General features: G+C 70.8%; 15 protein-coding genes. 2 read left to right on the forward strand and 13 right to left on the reverse strand.

All coding sequences use genetic code 11. The features are described 5' to 3' along the window. Positions 1-29: 29 nt before the first annotated feature. From lepB (ACWDRW_RS09185) to proS, 11 genes are all read right to left on the reverse strand, one after another. A complete protein-coding gene (gene lepB / locus ACWDRW_RS09185; protein ID WP_451721664.1) occupies positions 30-803 on the reverse strand; it encodes a signal peptidase I in 774 nt (257 codons plus the stop codon). A 64-nt stretch (positions 804-867) separates the two neighbouring features. Then, positions 868-1,836 carry a signal peptidase I gene (gene lepB, locus ACWDRW_RS09190; protein ID WP_451721665.1) on the reverse strand — a complete coding sequence of 323 codons (969 nt, stop codon included), beginning with the start codon at positions 1,834-1,836 and terminating at the stop codon, positions 868-870. Next, positions 1,718-2,818, reverse strand: coding sequence for a signal peptidase I (gene lepB / locus ACWDRW_RS09195; protein WP_451721666.1), 1,101 nt, complete (start codon positions 2,816-2,818; stop codon positions 1,718-1,720). Before lepB (ACWDRW_RS09195) ends, lepB (ACWDRW_RS09190) begins: the two co-directional genes overlap by 119 nt. After that, complete coding sequence (gene lepB, locus ACWDRW_RS09200) at positions 2,811-3,527, reverse strand: signal peptidase I (protein ID WP_451721667.1); 717 nt, start codon at positions 3,525-3,527, stop codon at positions 2,811-2,813. The genes lepB (ACWDRW_RS09195) and lepB (ACWDRW_RS09200) overlap by 8 nt, the downstream gene beginning before the upstream one ends. A gap of 45 nt (positions 3,528-3,572) precedes the next feature. After that, positions 3,573-3,923, reverse strand: a complete 351-nt coding sequence (rplS, locus tag ACWDRW_RS09205) for a 50S ribosomal protein L19 (RefSeq protein ID WP_128435180.1) — start codon at positions 3,921-3,923, stop codon at positions 3,573-3,575. Positions 3,924-4,055: 132 nt separating this feature from the next. Beyond that, a complete protein-coding gene (gene trmD, locus ACWDRW_RS09210) occupies positions 4,056-4,889 on the reverse strand; it encodes a tRNA (guanosine(37)-N1)-methyltransferase TrmD (protein WP_451721668.1) in 834 nt (277 codons plus the stop codon). Next, complete coding sequence (gene rimM / locus ACWDRW_RS09215) at positions 4,889-5,440, reverse strand: ribosome maturation factor RimM (protein WP_451721669.1); 552 nt, start codon at positions 5,438-5,440, stop codon at positions 4,889-4,891. The genes trmD and rimM overlap by 1 nt, the downstream gene beginning before the upstream one ends. Positions 5,441-5,533: 93 nt before the next feature. Next, positions 5,534-5,773 (reverse strand): RNA-binding protein, encoded by a 240-nt coding sequence (locus ACWDRW_RS09220; protein WP_003973401.1) that lies wholly within the window; start codon positions 5,771-5,773, stop codon positions 5,534-5,536. Between the two features lie 2 nt (positions 5,774-5,775). Continuing rightward, positions 5,776-6,198, reverse strand: a complete 423-nt coding sequence (gene rpsP / locus ACWDRW_RS09225; protein WP_451721670.1) for a 30S ribosomal protein S16 — start codon at positions 6,196-6,198, stop codon at positions 5,776-5,778. 276 nt (positions 6,199-6,474) lie between these two features. Continuing rightward, positions 6,475-7,077, reverse strand: a complete 603-nt coding sequence (locus ACWDRW_RS09230; protein WP_451721671.1) for a hypothetical protein — start codon at positions 7,075-7,077, stop codon at positions 6,475-6,477. Between the two features lie 259 nt (positions 7,078-7,336). Further along, positions 7,337-8,749: a proline--tRNA ligase gene (gene proS / locus ACWDRW_RS09235; RefSeq protein WP_451721672.1), complete on the reverse strand. Its 1,413-nt coding sequence runs from the start codon at positions 8,747-8,749 to the stop codon at positions 7,337-7,339. A gap of 198 nt (positions 8,750-8,947) precedes the next feature. Between proS and ACWDRW_RS09240 the strand changes: the two genes are divergently transcribed. Next, positions 8,948-9,805, forward strand: a complete 858-nt coding sequence (locus ACWDRW_RS09240; protein WP_451721673.1) for an SAM-dependent methyltransferase — start codon at positions 8,948-8,950, stop codon at positions 9,803-9,805. Between the two features lie 168 nt (positions 9,806-9,973). Further along, complete coding sequence (locus tag ACWDRW_RS09245; protein ID WP_451721674.1) at positions 9,974-10,582, forward strand: hypothetical protein; 609 nt, start codon at positions 9,974-9,976, stop codon at positions 10,580-10,582. Positions 10,583-10,643: 61 nt separating this feature from the next. Here the strand turns inward: ACWDRW_RS09245 and ffh are convergent, their stop codons facing one another. After that, entirely contained in the window at positions 10,644-12,194 is a 1,551-nt protein-coding gene (gene ffh / locus ACWDRW_RS09250; RefSeq protein ID WP_451721675.1) for a signal recognition particle protein, read from the reverse strand. 83 nt (positions 12,195-12,277) lie between these two features. Beyond that, positions 12,278-14,725: a [protein-PII] uridylyltransferase gene (locus tag ACWDRW_RS09255; protein WP_451721676.1), complete on the reverse strand. Its 2,448-nt coding sequence runs from the start codon at positions 14,723-14,725 to the stop codon at positions 12,278-12,280. Between the last annotated feature and the right edge of the window lie 36 nt (positions 14,726-14,761).

Consider the following 14,761-nt stretch of genomic DNA (forward strand, 5'->3'; position numbering starts at 1 on the left):
CCGCCTCCACACCCGTGCCCCCCGCGTTCTCAGCGAGCACCCGCGGGCTCCGTCCGCACACGCGACCGCGACCGCGCCAGCACCTTGGCCACAGGCCCGTACGCCCCACCGCCGAGCACCAGCACCGCACCCACCACGATCAGCGCGATCATCGTCCGCAGCGGCCCCGGCGAGGAGAGCGCGCCCAGCTTCTCGAACCCCGTGGGGCTCTCCAGCATGCCGTCCATCGGCCAGACCACGGCGTCCACCCGGGCCGTCACCGCGTCCCGCGCCACGGTGCCGTTCGCCGCGTCCGTGAGGTGCGCCGTGGAGTCCAGCGAGCCGGACCGCTCGTCACCGAGCAGGAACAGGCGCCCCTCGGGCACGGTCACCGTCGGGAAGTTCTGGATCTCGGCCAGGCTGCCCTCGGGCAGATACGGTTCGTCGATCTTCTTGCCGTCAACGGTCAGCTTGCCGTCCGTGCAGCAGGCGACGGTGTCACCGCCGACGGCCACGACCCGCTTGACCACGGGCGCGTTCGCCCAGTTCGCGTCCTTGAACACCACGACGTCCCCGCGGCGGATGTCGTCGCCGTCGATCCGCTCGGCCAGCACCCGCTCACCGGCATCGATGGTCGGCGTCATGGAACTGGTGGGCACGGTGTACGGCCGGTAGACCACGGCAGCCCAGGCGAAGCCGCCCAGGAACAGCACCAGGCCCAGCGCCACGGCAAGTCCGGACAGTCGCTGTCCGGTCCTGCTGCCCGCCGGGCCGTTGCCTCCCCCGCTCTGCGGGGCCGTACGCGTCGTGCTCTCGCCACCCATGGGTCCGCACCCTACCCGGGGGTACGCCCCCGGGTCAGCCCATGGTCTGGATCACTCGGCCGGATCAGCGGGCGTCCTGACGGGCCCGCTTGCGGCGCCACAGGGCGAGCGGGACGACGCCGGCGAGGGCGAGTCCCTCGGGCGCGACGGCCACCGCCTTGGCGCTGAGGTTCTGGTCGAAGGTGTCCGGAACCGGCAGGGTGTCCCAGCGGTTGATCGGCCAGGCGACCACGATGGCGCGTCCGACGACCTTGTCGACCGGCACCATGCCCTTGTTGGCGTCCGCCTGGTTGTAGCGCGAGTCCCGGGAGTTCTGCCGGTGGTCGCCCATGACCCAGATGAAGCCCTCGGGCACCTTCACCTTGAACTGGCCGCCCTGGTCGTCGACGCTGCACGGTGTGTTGCCGGGGTAGACGTAGGACGACTCGTTCAGCGCCTTGCCGTTGACCTTCAGCGGTCCGGTGCCCTTGCACTCGACGGTGTCGCCGCCGACACCGATGACCCGCTTGATCAGGTCCTTCTCCTCCGCGGAGGGCATCAGGCCGATCCAGCTGAGGAAGGTCTGCAGGGCGTTGGGGTCGGCGGTGGGCTCGCCGGCCAGCCAGTTGTCGGGGTCGTGGAAGACGACGACCTCGCCGCGCTCGGGCTCCGAGCCGAACCAGGGCGTGAGCTTGTCGACCAGGACCCGGTCGCCCTGCTGGAGGGTGTTCTGCATCGAGTCGGACGGGATGGAGAAGGCCTGCACCAGGAAGGTCTTGATCAGCAGCGCCAGCACCAGCGCGATACCGATCAGGATGGGCAGCTCCTTCCAGAAGGAGCGGGGCTTCTTCGCCTGGGGGGTCGCGTCGCCGGGCCCCTGGCCGTCCGTGCGGCTCTGCTCCCCGGACGTCGTGCCCTCCTCGCCCGGGGTGGAGTCACTCCCGGAGGTCCCGGAGGTCACGGCGCCGTCCACGGCCGGGTCGGCCGCTCCCGCGGGGCGTCCGCGGTCCTCGCCGTCGTGCCCGGATCGTGCGCCAACCGCCACATCCCCCACGCCAACTCCTTACTCTGTGCCGCTGCCTGCCCCAGAGACGGTGCAGGCCCACCACTCCCATAACGAGCGGGAGTTCCGCAGGGCTCGGGAGTCGGACGATTCCGTTCGGATCGTCGGAGGCAACCCTATGCGACAGGCGGGGAGCCGCGGTCGACCCGGTGGCCGAGTCGGAGACGGATGCGTAGGTTTCCGGTTCGTCCAGGGCACCCCAGCGGCCCAGGGGCCAGGCGATGACCATGGCGCGGCCCACCACCTCGTCCTCGGAGACCGTGCCGCCGTTCTGGTCCTGGTGCACGCGGGAGTCCGCGGAGTCGGCCCGGTGGTCGCCCATGACCCACAGCCGCCCTGGGGGAACGGTGATGTCGAACTCGGTCTGGGAGGGGGCGTTGCCGGGGAAGAGGTAGTCGGTCTCCTCCAGGGGGACCCCGTTGACCGTGACCCGTCCCTGCGTGTCACAGCACTTGACCCGGTCACCGCCCACCCCGACGACCCGCTTGATGAGGTCCTTCTCGTTGTCGGACGGCAGCAGACCGATGAAGGTGAGCCCTTCCTTGATCTGCTTGACGACGACGGGGTCCTCCTTCTTGGCGACGGGCTGCTCGTCGTTGAGCCAGCCGCCCGGGTCCTTGAAGACGACGACGTCCCCGCGCTGCGGCTTGGACCCGAACCAGGGGGTGAGCTTGTCGACCAGCACCCGGTCGCCGACCTGGATCGTCTGCTCCATCGAGCCGGACGGGATGACGAAGGCCTGGACGAGGAAGGTCTTGAGGACGAGGGCTATCAGCACCGCGACACCGACGAGGAGCGGTATCTCCTTGATCGCGCTGCGTCGGCGGCGCCGCTTGACCTTGCGCTGGAGCTTGCGCCGGTCGGCGCGGCTGCGGCCGCCCGCCGGTCCGACGGAGGCACGCCGGATCCCGGTGGGGAGCAGGTCCTCGGCCGCGCTGCTGGGCGCCCCGCGAGGCTTTCCGCGGTTACCCATGGGCACCGTCCGGTGCCGGCACACGCGCGTACGCGGCGGGACGCTCCAGGCGGGTCCAGTGGGAGGCGGGCCAGAGGATCCAGTCGGCCCGGCCGACGACCTCGCCGACGGGGATCATGCCCCCGCCCGGGGAGCCCAGGTGGTCGCGTGAGTCGCTGGAGGCGCCGCGGTGGTCGCCGAGGACGAAGAGGGTGCCCTCGGGCACGGCGACGTCGAAGGAGACGCGGGACGCGCCGTCCCCCGGGTACAGGAACGCCGACTCGTCGACCGACCGGCCGTTCACCTGGATCCTCCCCTTCTTGTCGCAGCAGACCACGTGGTCTCCCCCCACACCCACAACGCGCTTGATGTAGTCCGCGTCCCCGAAATACCCGGTTCCGTCGAACACCACGACATCGCCACGCTGCGGCTGGGCACCGAAACGGTACGCCAACTTATTTACGAGAACACGGTCCCCGATCCTCAATCCGCGCTCCATGGATCCGCTGGGGATCTGGAAGGGCTGCGCCACGAAAGTGCTGAACAGCAGCAGGAACAGCAGGCAGACCAGCAGGGTCAGGGTGATCCGTCCGCCCGGCAGCCAGGCGGAGATCCGCGACACGATCCCAGGACGCGACGGGTCCAACGCGAAACGCGACCGGCCCTCCGTACCGCGCTGGGCGGGTTCGGAGGAGCGGTCGCGTTCCGGCTGCTGTGCTTCGGTGTCCATCGGAGCCAGATGCTATCCGGCTCCGCCATGACCACCCGAGAGCGCTCAGTTCTCGCGCTTCTCCTTGATCTTCGCGGCCTTGCCGCGCAGGTCACGGAGGTAGTACAGCTTGGCGCGGCGCACGTCACCCTTGGTGACGAGCTCGATCTTCTCGACGATCGGGGTGTGCACCGGGAAGGTGCGCTCGACGCCGACCGAGAAGGAGACCTTGCGGACCGTGAAGGTCTCGCGGACACCGGCGCCCTGGCGGCGGATCACAACGCCCTTGAACTGCTGCACACGGGAGCGGTTGCCCTCGATGACGCGGACGTGGACGTTGACGGTGTCACCCGGGCGGAAGGCCGGGACGTCGCTGCGCAGCGACGCGGAGTCGACGGAGTCGAGCAGGTGAGACATTTCGTCTGCTTTCTTCGCCCATGCCACAGGTCATAGGCGGGAGCTGGTTTCCAAAGGGATGCTGTTCGCGTCGGGGCGGGCGTCGTGTCCCCCTGTGGCAGGGGCGCACGCCGGACGGCGCACAACAGCGACCTATTCTTCCACGGCGTCCGGCCTGCGCCAAAATCGGCCGTGGGGCTCCCCCTCCGGATCGGGCGACCAGCCCAGGATGGAGAGCATCTCGCGGTCCTTCTTGTCGAAGGCCTTGGGGTCGCAGCGCTCGATCAGGTCCGGTCGGTGGGCCGTGGTGCGCTTGAGGGCCTCGTCGCGCCGCCAGCGGGCGATCTTGCCGTGATGGCCGCTGAGCAGCACGTCCGGGATGTCGCGGCCGCGCCACTCGGGCGGCTTGGTGTACACGGGCCCTTCCAGCAGATTGGCCATGGCGCCGGGCGCGAAGGAGTCGTCGCGGTGGGACTCGGCGTTGCCGAGGACCCCGGGCAGCAGCCGGGCCACGGCCTCGGTGATCACCAGGACGGCCGCCTCGCCGCCGGCGAGGACGTAGTCGCCGATGGACACCTCGTAGACCGGCATCCGGGTGCCGTACTCGTCGATGACCCGCCGGTCGATGCCCTCGTAGCGGGCCGGGGTGAAGATCAGCCAGGGGCGCTCGGAGAGCTCCACGGCGAGTTCCTGGGTGAACGGGCGGCCGCTGGGCGTGGGCACGATCAGCGCGGCTGCGTGGGAACCGGTCTCGTAGCCCTCCGCCAGTACGGAGTCCAGCGCGTCACCCCAGGGCTCGGTCTTCATGACCATGCCGGGACCGCCGCCGTAGGGCGTGTCGTCGACCGTGTTGTGCCGGTCGTAGGTCCAGCCGCGCAGATCGTGCACCTGGACGTTCAGCTGTCCACGCGCGCGCGCCTTGCCGACCAGGGAGACGTTCAGGGGCTCCAGGTACTCGGGGAAGATCGTGACGACGTCGAGGCGCATTACGACGCGTCCCCCGAGTCCCGCGAGGAGGCGATCTCGGCCTGGTCGTCGATGAGCCCGGGCGGTGGGTCGATGACCGCCCTCTGCTCCTCCAGGTCGATCTCGACGACGATCTCCTGGACGAAGGGGACGAGCACCTCGCTGCCGTCGGCCCGCTCCACGATGAAGAGGTCCTGCGAGGGCAGATGGGAGATCTCGGTGATCCGCCCGACCTCCACGCCGTCCTTGGTCACGACGTCGAGGTCCATGAGCTGGTGGTCGTAGTACTCGTCCTCTTCCTCCGGCAGCTCCTCCGGATCGACCTCGGCGATCAGGAGGGTGTTGCGGAGGGCCTCGGCGGCGGTGCGGTCCTTCACGCCCTCGAAGCGCAGGAGCAGACGACCGCTGTGGACCCGGCCGGTCTCGATGGTGAGCGGGCCTGTGGAGGCGGGGTCCGTCAGCAGCACGGCACCGGGCGCGAGCCGCAGTTCCGGCTCGTCGGTGCGGACCTCGACGGTGACCTCGCCCTTGATGCCGTGGGCACGGCCGATACGAGCGACTACCAGCTGCACTGTGCTTGTTCTCCAGGACGACGAGTGGATACGACTACGGGCCGGGGACGGCCCAGTGGCCCTCCCCGGCCCGAGCCGGTGCTGCGTTCGGCGTCAGCGGACGTGGTCCACGTCGACGAGGTCGACGCGGACACCGCGACCGCCGATGGCGCCCACGACGGTACGCAGAGCGCGTGCGGTGCGGCCGTTGCGGCCGATCACCTTACCGAGGTCGTCGGGGTGGACCCGGACCTCGAGCACGCGCCCGCGGCGCAGGTTGCGGGAAGCGACCTGCACATCGTCAGGGTTGTCGACGATGCCCTTCACGAGGTGCTCGAGAGCCTCCTCGAGCATGCTCAGGCCTCGGCCGACTCGGACTCAGCCGCGGGGGCCTCGTCCTTCTTCTCCGCCTTCTTCTTCTGGGTGATGGCCTCACCCTTGCCCTCGTCGTCGCCACCGAGGGCCTCGAACGAGGGGCGCGCCTTCTTGGGCTCGGCGACGAGCAGCGGAGCCGGGGCGGGCTCGCCCTTGAACTTCTGCCAGTCGCCGGTCTTCTTCAGGATGGCGAGCACGGGCTCGGTCGGCTGCGCGCCGACACCCAGCCAGTACGCGACGCGCTCCTCGTCGACCTCGATGACCGACGGGTTGTACGTCGGGTGGTACTTGCCGATCTCCTCGATCGCACGGCCGTCACGACGGGTGCGGGAGTCGGCGACGACGATGCGGTAGTGAGGCGAACGGATCTTGCCCAGACGCTTCAGCTTGATCTTGACTGCCACGGGAGTGGGTTCTCCTGGATTTGACGTGGTTGGGCACGGCGAGAATGCCGCGTGGGGTTGCGGTACCCGAGTGCCCGATGGACGCGTCAGCCGGAGGAGAGAGGGGTCCTGTGCGGCTGTCGAGTACAGCTAGCCATTGTGCCACACCCCGCGCCTGCCCTCGGACCGAGGGCAGGCGGGCATGGCGGAGGCGCACCCGGCGCGGAGGTGAGGTACGTCGGGTGCGCTGTGCGGCGCCCGCCGAGGAGGGCACGGCTGCCACGAGCAGCCGTGGCCTCAGCTCGCCGCCGCGCCCACCACCTCGGGGATCCGGAACGGCTTCCCGCAGCCGCCGCAGACAATCGGGGCCTGGGCCAGGACGGACGGGACGACCCGGACGTTGCGTCCGCAGTCGCAGACCGCCTTGACCCGGACGCCGCCGCCGGAGGAGCCGTGCCGGGCCGCCGGACCGCGGAAGCTGCGGGCCGTGTCCGCCGATGTCGCCGCCGTGTGCGCCTTCAGCGCGCGCTGGAGGCGCTCGATCGTCGGACGGTAGCGGCGCTTGGCCTCCGGGTTGAGCGTGACCAGCGAGAAACCGCTGCTGGGATGCGGTTCGTCGGGGTGGTCCAGCCCCAGCTCCTCGGCGATGGCGAGGAACCTGCGGTTGTGGTAGCGGCCGGCACGGGAGGTGTCGCGCACTCCACGGGCGGCGGCGATGCCGTGCACCGCCTCGTGGAGAAGGCGTTCGAAGGAGAGCTCGTGCCCGCACGCGGACGACGACTCTCCGATCAGGGACTCTGGCGCGGCGAGATCCGGCAGCTCGGGGTGGTGCCGCTGAATGTCGGCCCACGCCTGCGCCAGCTCTGCGGCGAGAACAGGTGGTGTCTGTGTCGTGCTCACGTAATGACAACGAGCCGGAGTGCCCGTGTGTTCCGATTCCGGGCCATCCCAAATAATTTGCACGTACCCGTCAGTTGCCGCTGATGCGTCCTGACGAGGGCGGGTGCGCTGATCTGCGGAGAAGCCGCACAGCTCACCACAAGGTGGTGCGTAGTCTGACGTACGCACCGGCGCGTACGCCGTCTCCGCGCCACGGGGTACCAGTGTCCCTCGGAGGCGCAAGAGGCCTTTCGGTCGCTCTCGCGCCTCCTGTCTCGTATCAGTAAGCGCGCGCGACGATCGCGACGTTACCCGGCGCGTCCTCGTCCGCCGGCACCGACCCGTCCTCGGCGAGCAGACACCGTACGGTCACCGAGTGCTCGGCGAGCCTGGCCTCGCCCGCCTCGCCGAGCACGGCCCAGGGGATCCGCGCCCACCCGCTCGCGGCGGCCTCGACGGCCTCCTCGATGCTGGACACCTCGGCCGTACGGGCCTCCCGCCGCTCCCGGGACTGCTTCAGCAGCAGCGCCTGGTCGTCCTCCAGCATCCCCGGCAGCAGGTCCATGAGGGACTCGACGGCCACCGGCGCCTTGCCGCCCGGGATCCGGCGGGCCACCATCGCGGTGCCGTTCTCCAGGTCGCGCGGCCCGATCTCGATCCGCACGGGCACGCCCTTGAGCTCCCAGTCGACCGCGCGCCGCCCGAAGGGGGTGTCCGTACGGTCGTCGACCTGCACCCTCAGGCCCGCCGCCCGCAGCCGGTCGCCGATCTCGCGGACCTTGGCCAGAACCGGCTCGTCACCCTTGATCGCCAGGACGACGACCTGGGTCTGCGCGAGGCGGGGCGGGACCCGCAGGCCGTTGTCATCTCCGTGAGTCATCACCAGGGCGCCGATCATGCGGGTGGTCGAACCCCAGGAGGTCTGCCAGACGAGTTCCTGCCTGCCGTCCTTCGACAGGTACGAGGTGTTGAAGGCCCTGGCGAAGTTCTGGCCCAGCTCATGGCTGGTGACCATCTGGAGCGCCTTGCCGTCGCCCATCATGCTTTCGAGGGTCAGGGTGTTGATGGCCCCCGCGAAGCGCTCCTTGACCGTCTTGCGACCGGAGACGAAGTCCATCGCGAGGACGTTGCGCAGGAAGTCGCCGTAGACCTCGCTCTGGATACGGGAGGCGAAGTCCCGGGCCTCCTCGTAGGTGGCGTGCGCGGTGTGGCCCTCCTGCCAGAGGAACTCCGTCGTCCGCAGGAAGAGACGGGGCCGCAGCTCCCAACGGACCACGTTGGCCCACTGGTTGATCAGCAGGGGCAGGTCGCGGTAGCTCTGCACCCATTTCGAGAAGTAGTCATTGATGATCATCTCGGAGGTGGGCCGGACGACCGCCGGCTCCTCCAGCTCCTTGCCGCCGCCGTGCGTGACCACCGCCAGCTCGGGCGCGAAGCCCTCGACGTGGTCGGCCTCCTTGGCGAAGTACGACTGCGGGATCAGCAGCGGGAAGTACGCGTTCTGGGTGCCCGTCTCCTTGATGCGGGCGTCCATCTCCGCCTGCATCCGCTCCCACAGCCCGTACCCGTACGGTCGGATCACCATGGTGCCGCGCACCGGGCCGTTGTCGGCCAGCTCGGCCTTGTTGATCAGATCCTGGTACCAGCGCGGGAAGTCTTCGGCCCGCGGGGTGAGAACGGGTGCTTTCGCCATGGCGCGATGGTACGGGCGGACGTTGCCGGAATGTGAATTCTCGCCACAGGCGCGGTCCAGCCACAAGCAGGGCCCGACGACCCCTGGACGCGGGGTCGAGCGCGGAGTTTCCTGGCATACGGGGGGAGAGCGAGCGCACGTCACGGGGGCTACGGAATACGGCACAACGGCAACTCTCGGCGGATTGGGGCGCTTTCGATGACACCTACGCTCGTGCGGCATCACCTGTCTCACACGGGATCCACGCCCCGTGTGGACCTGTGGGCACGCGCGCGTGACTGGTCGGAGATCCAGGAGCGGATGCTTGTCCCGCTCTACGAGGCAGTCCATGAACGGCTCGAAGTGGGCCCCGGCACGCGGCTGTTGGGCCTCGGCTGCGGCTCCGGGCTCGCCCTGCTGATGGCGGCGGCCCGGGGGGCCGCGGTGACCGGTGTCGAGCCGTCCTCCCCGGAACGGCTGGCCCTGGCCCGGCAGCGGCTGCTGCCGGAGGCCGGGGGCGCGGGCGGGCGGGCCGGCATCCGGCTCACGGACGGCTCACCGGGGGACGCGGCCGACGCGGAGACGCCCGCGTACAGCCTGGTGACCGCTTTCGAGCCCATCGGGTGCCTCGCGGGCGACTCGGAGGGACTCGGTGAACTGCTGCAAGGGGCGAAGCCACTCGCCGAGCGGGGGGCGCCCGTGGTGCTGGCCGGCTGGGGTCCGCCGGAACGCTGCGCCACGTCGTCCGTGCTGCGCGTGGCCACCAAACTGGCCGAACCGCTGCGCAGCGCGGGCAATTGGCGGCCCGCTCTTCGTGACGACCTGGAGGAGGTCGCCCTGCGGGCGGGCCTGCGCCTCGACGGCTCCGGACGCGTGGCGTGCCCCTTCGGGTACGCCGACGTCGACAGCGCCGTACGGGGGCTGCTGTCGACCGGGCTGTTCGACCCGGCGATCTCCGCGACCGACCCGGCGCAAGTGGACAAGGAGCTGACGGAGGCACTGCACCCGCATCAACGGCCCGACGGGACCGTGTGGATGACGAACATCTTCCGGTACCTCATCGCCCGGGTCCCCTAAGTCGCGTGCCCTGACGCCACGTTCGGGGCACAAGAGTTCCTGGCAATGCACGTGTGAATGGTGTGAAGAAAGCGAAGCGGGACCCCTCTCGCTTCGCTGAACTGCACGCCCTCCCCTTAGCCTGACGAACCGCTCGGGGGAACTACACATCTGCATACAGGAGCTGTTGTGCTGTACCGCAAGACCGCGCTGCGTCTGGCCGCGCCCGTCGCCGTCCTCGCCCTGGCGCTCACCGCCTGCTCGGGCGGGGACGACGAGGCCGACGCGAAGAGCCCGGCCACCTCGCAGGCGAAGGCCTCGCCGTCGACTTCGCCGGAGCCGTCCTCCGGCGGCGCGATGAAGACCGGCGAGAGCGCCACGGGGACGTACGAGGAGGACCCGGGGAAGGTCACGTACGAGATCCTCGCGCAGCGGGTCGACGTGGGCACCGAGGCCGAGGCCGCGCGGGCGGTGTCGGACCCGAAGGACGCCGAGGGGCTCGTCCTGGCCGTCGCCCACGTGAAGTTCACGCACAAGGGCGGTCCGACGCTGCCCGACTCGCCCCAGGTCGGCGACGAGACCACGGTCTGGGCCGACGGACAGCGCGGCTCGATCCTCATCGGCGCCGCCGAGGACGCGGCCGGCTGCGAGGACCCGTACGACGTGGAGGGCTGGAAGCAGGGCGAGAGCCACACCTTCTGCGAGACCTACCTGGTGCCCGCCGACGCGAAGAACGTCGAGGTGCACTGGCAGGAGGCCGAGGGCGAGCCGTACGTCTGGACGTTCCCGAACAGCTAGCCGGAACGGGCGAGGGCGCCCCTGGTGACCAGGGGCGCCCTCGTTGCCGTGGAGCCGGATGTCAGCCCATGAACTTCTTGAACTCGTCCGGCAGTTCGAAGTCCTGCGGAGCCTGCTGACCGGGCACGCCGAAGGCGCCGCCCTGGGCCGCCGCCGCGCGCCGCGCCGCCTCCTCCTGCTCCTGCTGCTTGCGCTTCATCGGGTTGCCGGAGCGCTGCTTGCCCTTGGCCTTCTTCGGCTGCTTCTTCGTCCGGCCGGGACCGCCACCCATGCCCGGCATCCCGGGCATACCCGGCATACCGCCACCCTGGGCCATGCGGGACATCATCTTGCGGGCCTCGAAGAACCGTTCGACGAGGTTCTTCACCGCGCTGACCTCGACACCGGAGCCCTTGGCGATACGGGCGCGGCGGGAGCCGTTGATGATCGTCGGTTCCTGGCGCTCGGCCGGGGTCATCGACTTGATGATCGCGGCGGTGCGGTCGACGTCCCGCTCGTCCAGGCTGTTGATCTGGTCCTTGATCTGACCCATGCCGGGGAGCATGCCGAGCAGCTTGCTGATGCTGCCCATCTTCCTGACCTGTTCCATCTGGGACAGGAAGTCGTCGAGGGTGAAGTCCTGGCCCTTCTTGGAGGCCAGCTTCTCCGCCATCTTCTGGGCTTCGGCCTGGTCGAAGGTCTTCTCCGCCTGCTCGATCAGGGTGAGCAGGTCACCCATGTCGAGGATGCGGGAGGCCATCCGGTCCGGGTGGAAGGCGTCGAACTCGTCGAGCCTCTCGCCGTTCGACGCGAACATGATCGGCTTGCCGGTGATCTGCCGGATCGACAGGGCGGCACCACCGCGGGCGTCACCGTCGAGCTTGGAGAGCACCACGCCGTCGAAGCCGACGCCGTCGCGGAAGGCCTCGGCGGTGTTGACCGCGTCCTGACCGATCATCGCGTCGACGACGAAGAGGATCTCGTCCGGCGAGACCGCGTCCCGGATGTCCGCGGCCTGCTGCATCATCTCCTGGTCGATGCCCAGGCGGCCGGCGGTGTCGACGATCACGATGTCGTGGACGCGGGACTTCGCGAACTCGATGGAGTCCTTGGCGACCTTGACCGGGTCACCGACGCCGTTGCCCGGCTCCGGCGCGTAGACCGCGACCCCGGCGCGCTCGGCGACGACGCTCAGCTGGTTCACGGCGTTCGGCCGCTGAAGGTCACAGGCGACCAGCAGCGGCGAGTGGCCCTGCTCCTTCAGCCACCGGCCGAGCTTGCCCGCGAGGGTGGTCTTACCGGCACCCTGCAGACCCGCCAGCATGATCACGGTGGGCGGCTGCTTGGCGAAGCGCAGGCGCCGGGTCTCACCGCCGAGGATCGTGACGAGCTCGTCGTTCACGATCTTCAGGACCTGCTGCGCCGGGTTCAGCGCCTTGGAGACCTCGGCACCGAGGGCCCTTTCCTTGACGTTCTTGATGAACGTCCGCACGACCGGCAGGGCGACGTCGGCTTCGAGGAGCGCGATGCGGATCTCGCGCGCGGTGGCGTCGATGTCCGCCTCGGAGAGCCGTCCCTTGCCGCGCAGGTTCTTGAAAGTCGCTGAGAGGCGATCGGAGAGAGTATCGAACACGGCGCTCGCGGTCCTCGGGGTCGGTGGCAGCTGGGAATCGCCCTCAAGGGTATCCCGGCGGCACCAGTCGCCGGGATCCCTGTTCAGCCCCGCAGGGTTTCCTCCAGCTTCCGGGCCACCGCCGAGGCCTCCTCACGCGGGAGCGGGGCGCCTTCCGGGCCTGTGACATAGAACGCGTCCACGGCGTTCGCGCCCAGCGTGCTCACGTGCGCGCTGCGGACCCGCACGCGGGCGTCCTCCAGGGCCCGCCCGATCCGGAAGAGCAGTCCGGGGGCGTCCTGGGCGCGGACCTCGATGACCGTGGCCAGGCGGGAGGCGGCCGGGTGGACCGTCACCCTGGGCGGCGGCGCCACCACGCCCCGGCGGCGGGGATAGGCCGCGTCCCGCTCCGCCAGGCGGCCCGCGATGTCCAGGCTGCCGTCCAGGGCCCGGACCAGGTCCGCGCGCAGCCGGGCGGCCTGCGGCAGGGAGCCGTACTCAGCGGCGACCCGCCAGTTCAGCAGCAGGACCGAGCCCTCGACGCCGTCGGGGAGGTCCAGGGCGCGCAGTTCCGCGGTGCGCACGGTGAGGCGGTGCACGGCGAGGACCCCGGAGACCGCGGGCAGCACGCCGGGCTGGTCCGGTACGGCGATCAGCAGCTCCACGCCGAGCGGTTCCGGGTCGCCGGCCGGCTGGTCGTCCGCCGGGGGCTCGGTCTGGGCGCGCAGGGCCAGGACCGGGCTGCCGGTGGCGACGGCCTCGATCGCGAGCCGCTCCTGCTCGGCGGTGGGCGCGGCGGCCTCCGGTTCCGCCGGGGCGTCCCCGGAGAGCACGGCCGAGACCCGCTTGACCAGGTCGGCGACGAGGGATCCGCGCCAGGTCGACCAGGCGGCGGGACCGGTCGCCAGCGCGTCCGCCTCGGTCAGCGCGTGCAGCAGCTCCAGCGTGGACTGGGTGCCGACCGCGTCGGCGACCGCGCGGACCGTGGCCGGGTCCTCCAGATCACGCCGGGTGGCGGTGTCGACGAGCAGCAGGTGATGCCGTACGAGAGCGGCGAGTACGGCGACGTCCTCGCGGTCGAAGCCGATGCGGGCCGCGACATCGCGCGCGATGATCTCCCCGGCCACCGAGTGGTCGCCGGGCCAGCCCTTGCCGATGTCGTGCAGCAGCGCGGAGACCAGCAGCAGGTCGGGGCGCTGGACCCGCCGGGTGAACTCGGAGGCGCGCACCGCGGTCTCGATCAGGTGCCGGTCGACGGTCCAGATGTGCACGGCGTTTCGCTGCGGGCGGCAGCGCACCCGCTCCCAGTCCGGGAGAAGACGGCTGATCAGCCCTTCCGCCTCCAGCGCCTCCCAGACCTCGATCGTGGGGCGCCCCGAGCCGAGCAGGGTGACGAGCTGTTCGCGGGCCTCCGCGGGCCAGGGCGTGGGCAGGGCGCGGGTGGTGGCCGCCAGGCGCCGTACGGCGTGCAGGGAGAGCGGGAGTCCGGCCTGCGCGGCGGCGGCCGCGGCCCGCAGGGGCAACACCGGGTCGCGCTCGGGGCGCGCGGCGCGGGCGAGCACCACCTCGCCGTCCTGTTCGACGACGCCCTCGGCCAGCGGGGAGCGCTCGGCGACCGGCTTGCCGCCGCCCAGCATGGCGCGCAGCCGCGGTCGCACGGCGCGCGACCGCAGCACACGCCCTACTTCACGCCAGGTGACGTCACTGGCGTACGAGATGACCCGCGCCGCCTCGTAGACCTGCCGCAACAGGGTGTCGGCGTCGAGCAGGCCCAATTCGGCCGCGACCTGGTCCTGTTCCTGGAGCGCGAGCCGGTCGGTCGCGCGCCCGGTGGCCAGGTGCAGGGCGTCCCGCACGTCCAGCAGCCGGCGCCGGGCGTCGTCGAGGCCCTCACGCGGGGCGTCGGCCAGCCAGGACGCGGCGACGGCGCGCAGGATCGTGGCGTCCCGCAGTCCGCCCCGGGCCTCCTTGAGGTCGGGTTCCAGCAGGTACTGCAACTCGCCCTGACGCTCGGCGCGTTCGGCGGTGAGTTCCTGGAGTTCGGGCAGCCGTTTGGGGGCCTGGTTGCGCCAGTCGGCCAGGACCGCCGTCCGCAGTCCCGCGGTCAGACCGAGGTCGCCCGCGATATGGCGGGCGTCCAGGAGGCCGAGTTGGACCTTCAGGTCGTCCCCGGCCGTCTTACGGGCCTCGGCGGGCGTCCGTACCGAGTGGTCGAGGGCGAGCCCGAGGTCCCAGACGGGATACCAGATCCGGTCGGCCAGGGCGGCGACGTCGTCCGCGTCGGCGCCGTCGTGCAGCAGGAGCAGGTCCAGATCGCTGCGCGGCGACAGCTCGCCCCGGCCGTAACCCCCGACGGCGACCAGGGAGACCCCGCGCAGCCCCTCGGCTCCGGCGGCGAACAGGCCGGTGAGCCAGTCGTCGGTGAGTTGCGCGAGGGCGGTACGGCGCGGCGGCCCGGACCGCGCCTCCTCGGTGAGGAGGCGCAGCCGGGCCGCCGCATAGCCGCTGGGTCCCGAGTCCTCTGCATCGTGCTGTACGTCCGTACTCGTCACCCAGCAACTCCTGTTCCTGTTTTTACGCGCGTCCGA

Source organism: Streptomyces sp. NPDC003635, from assembly GCF_053587635.1.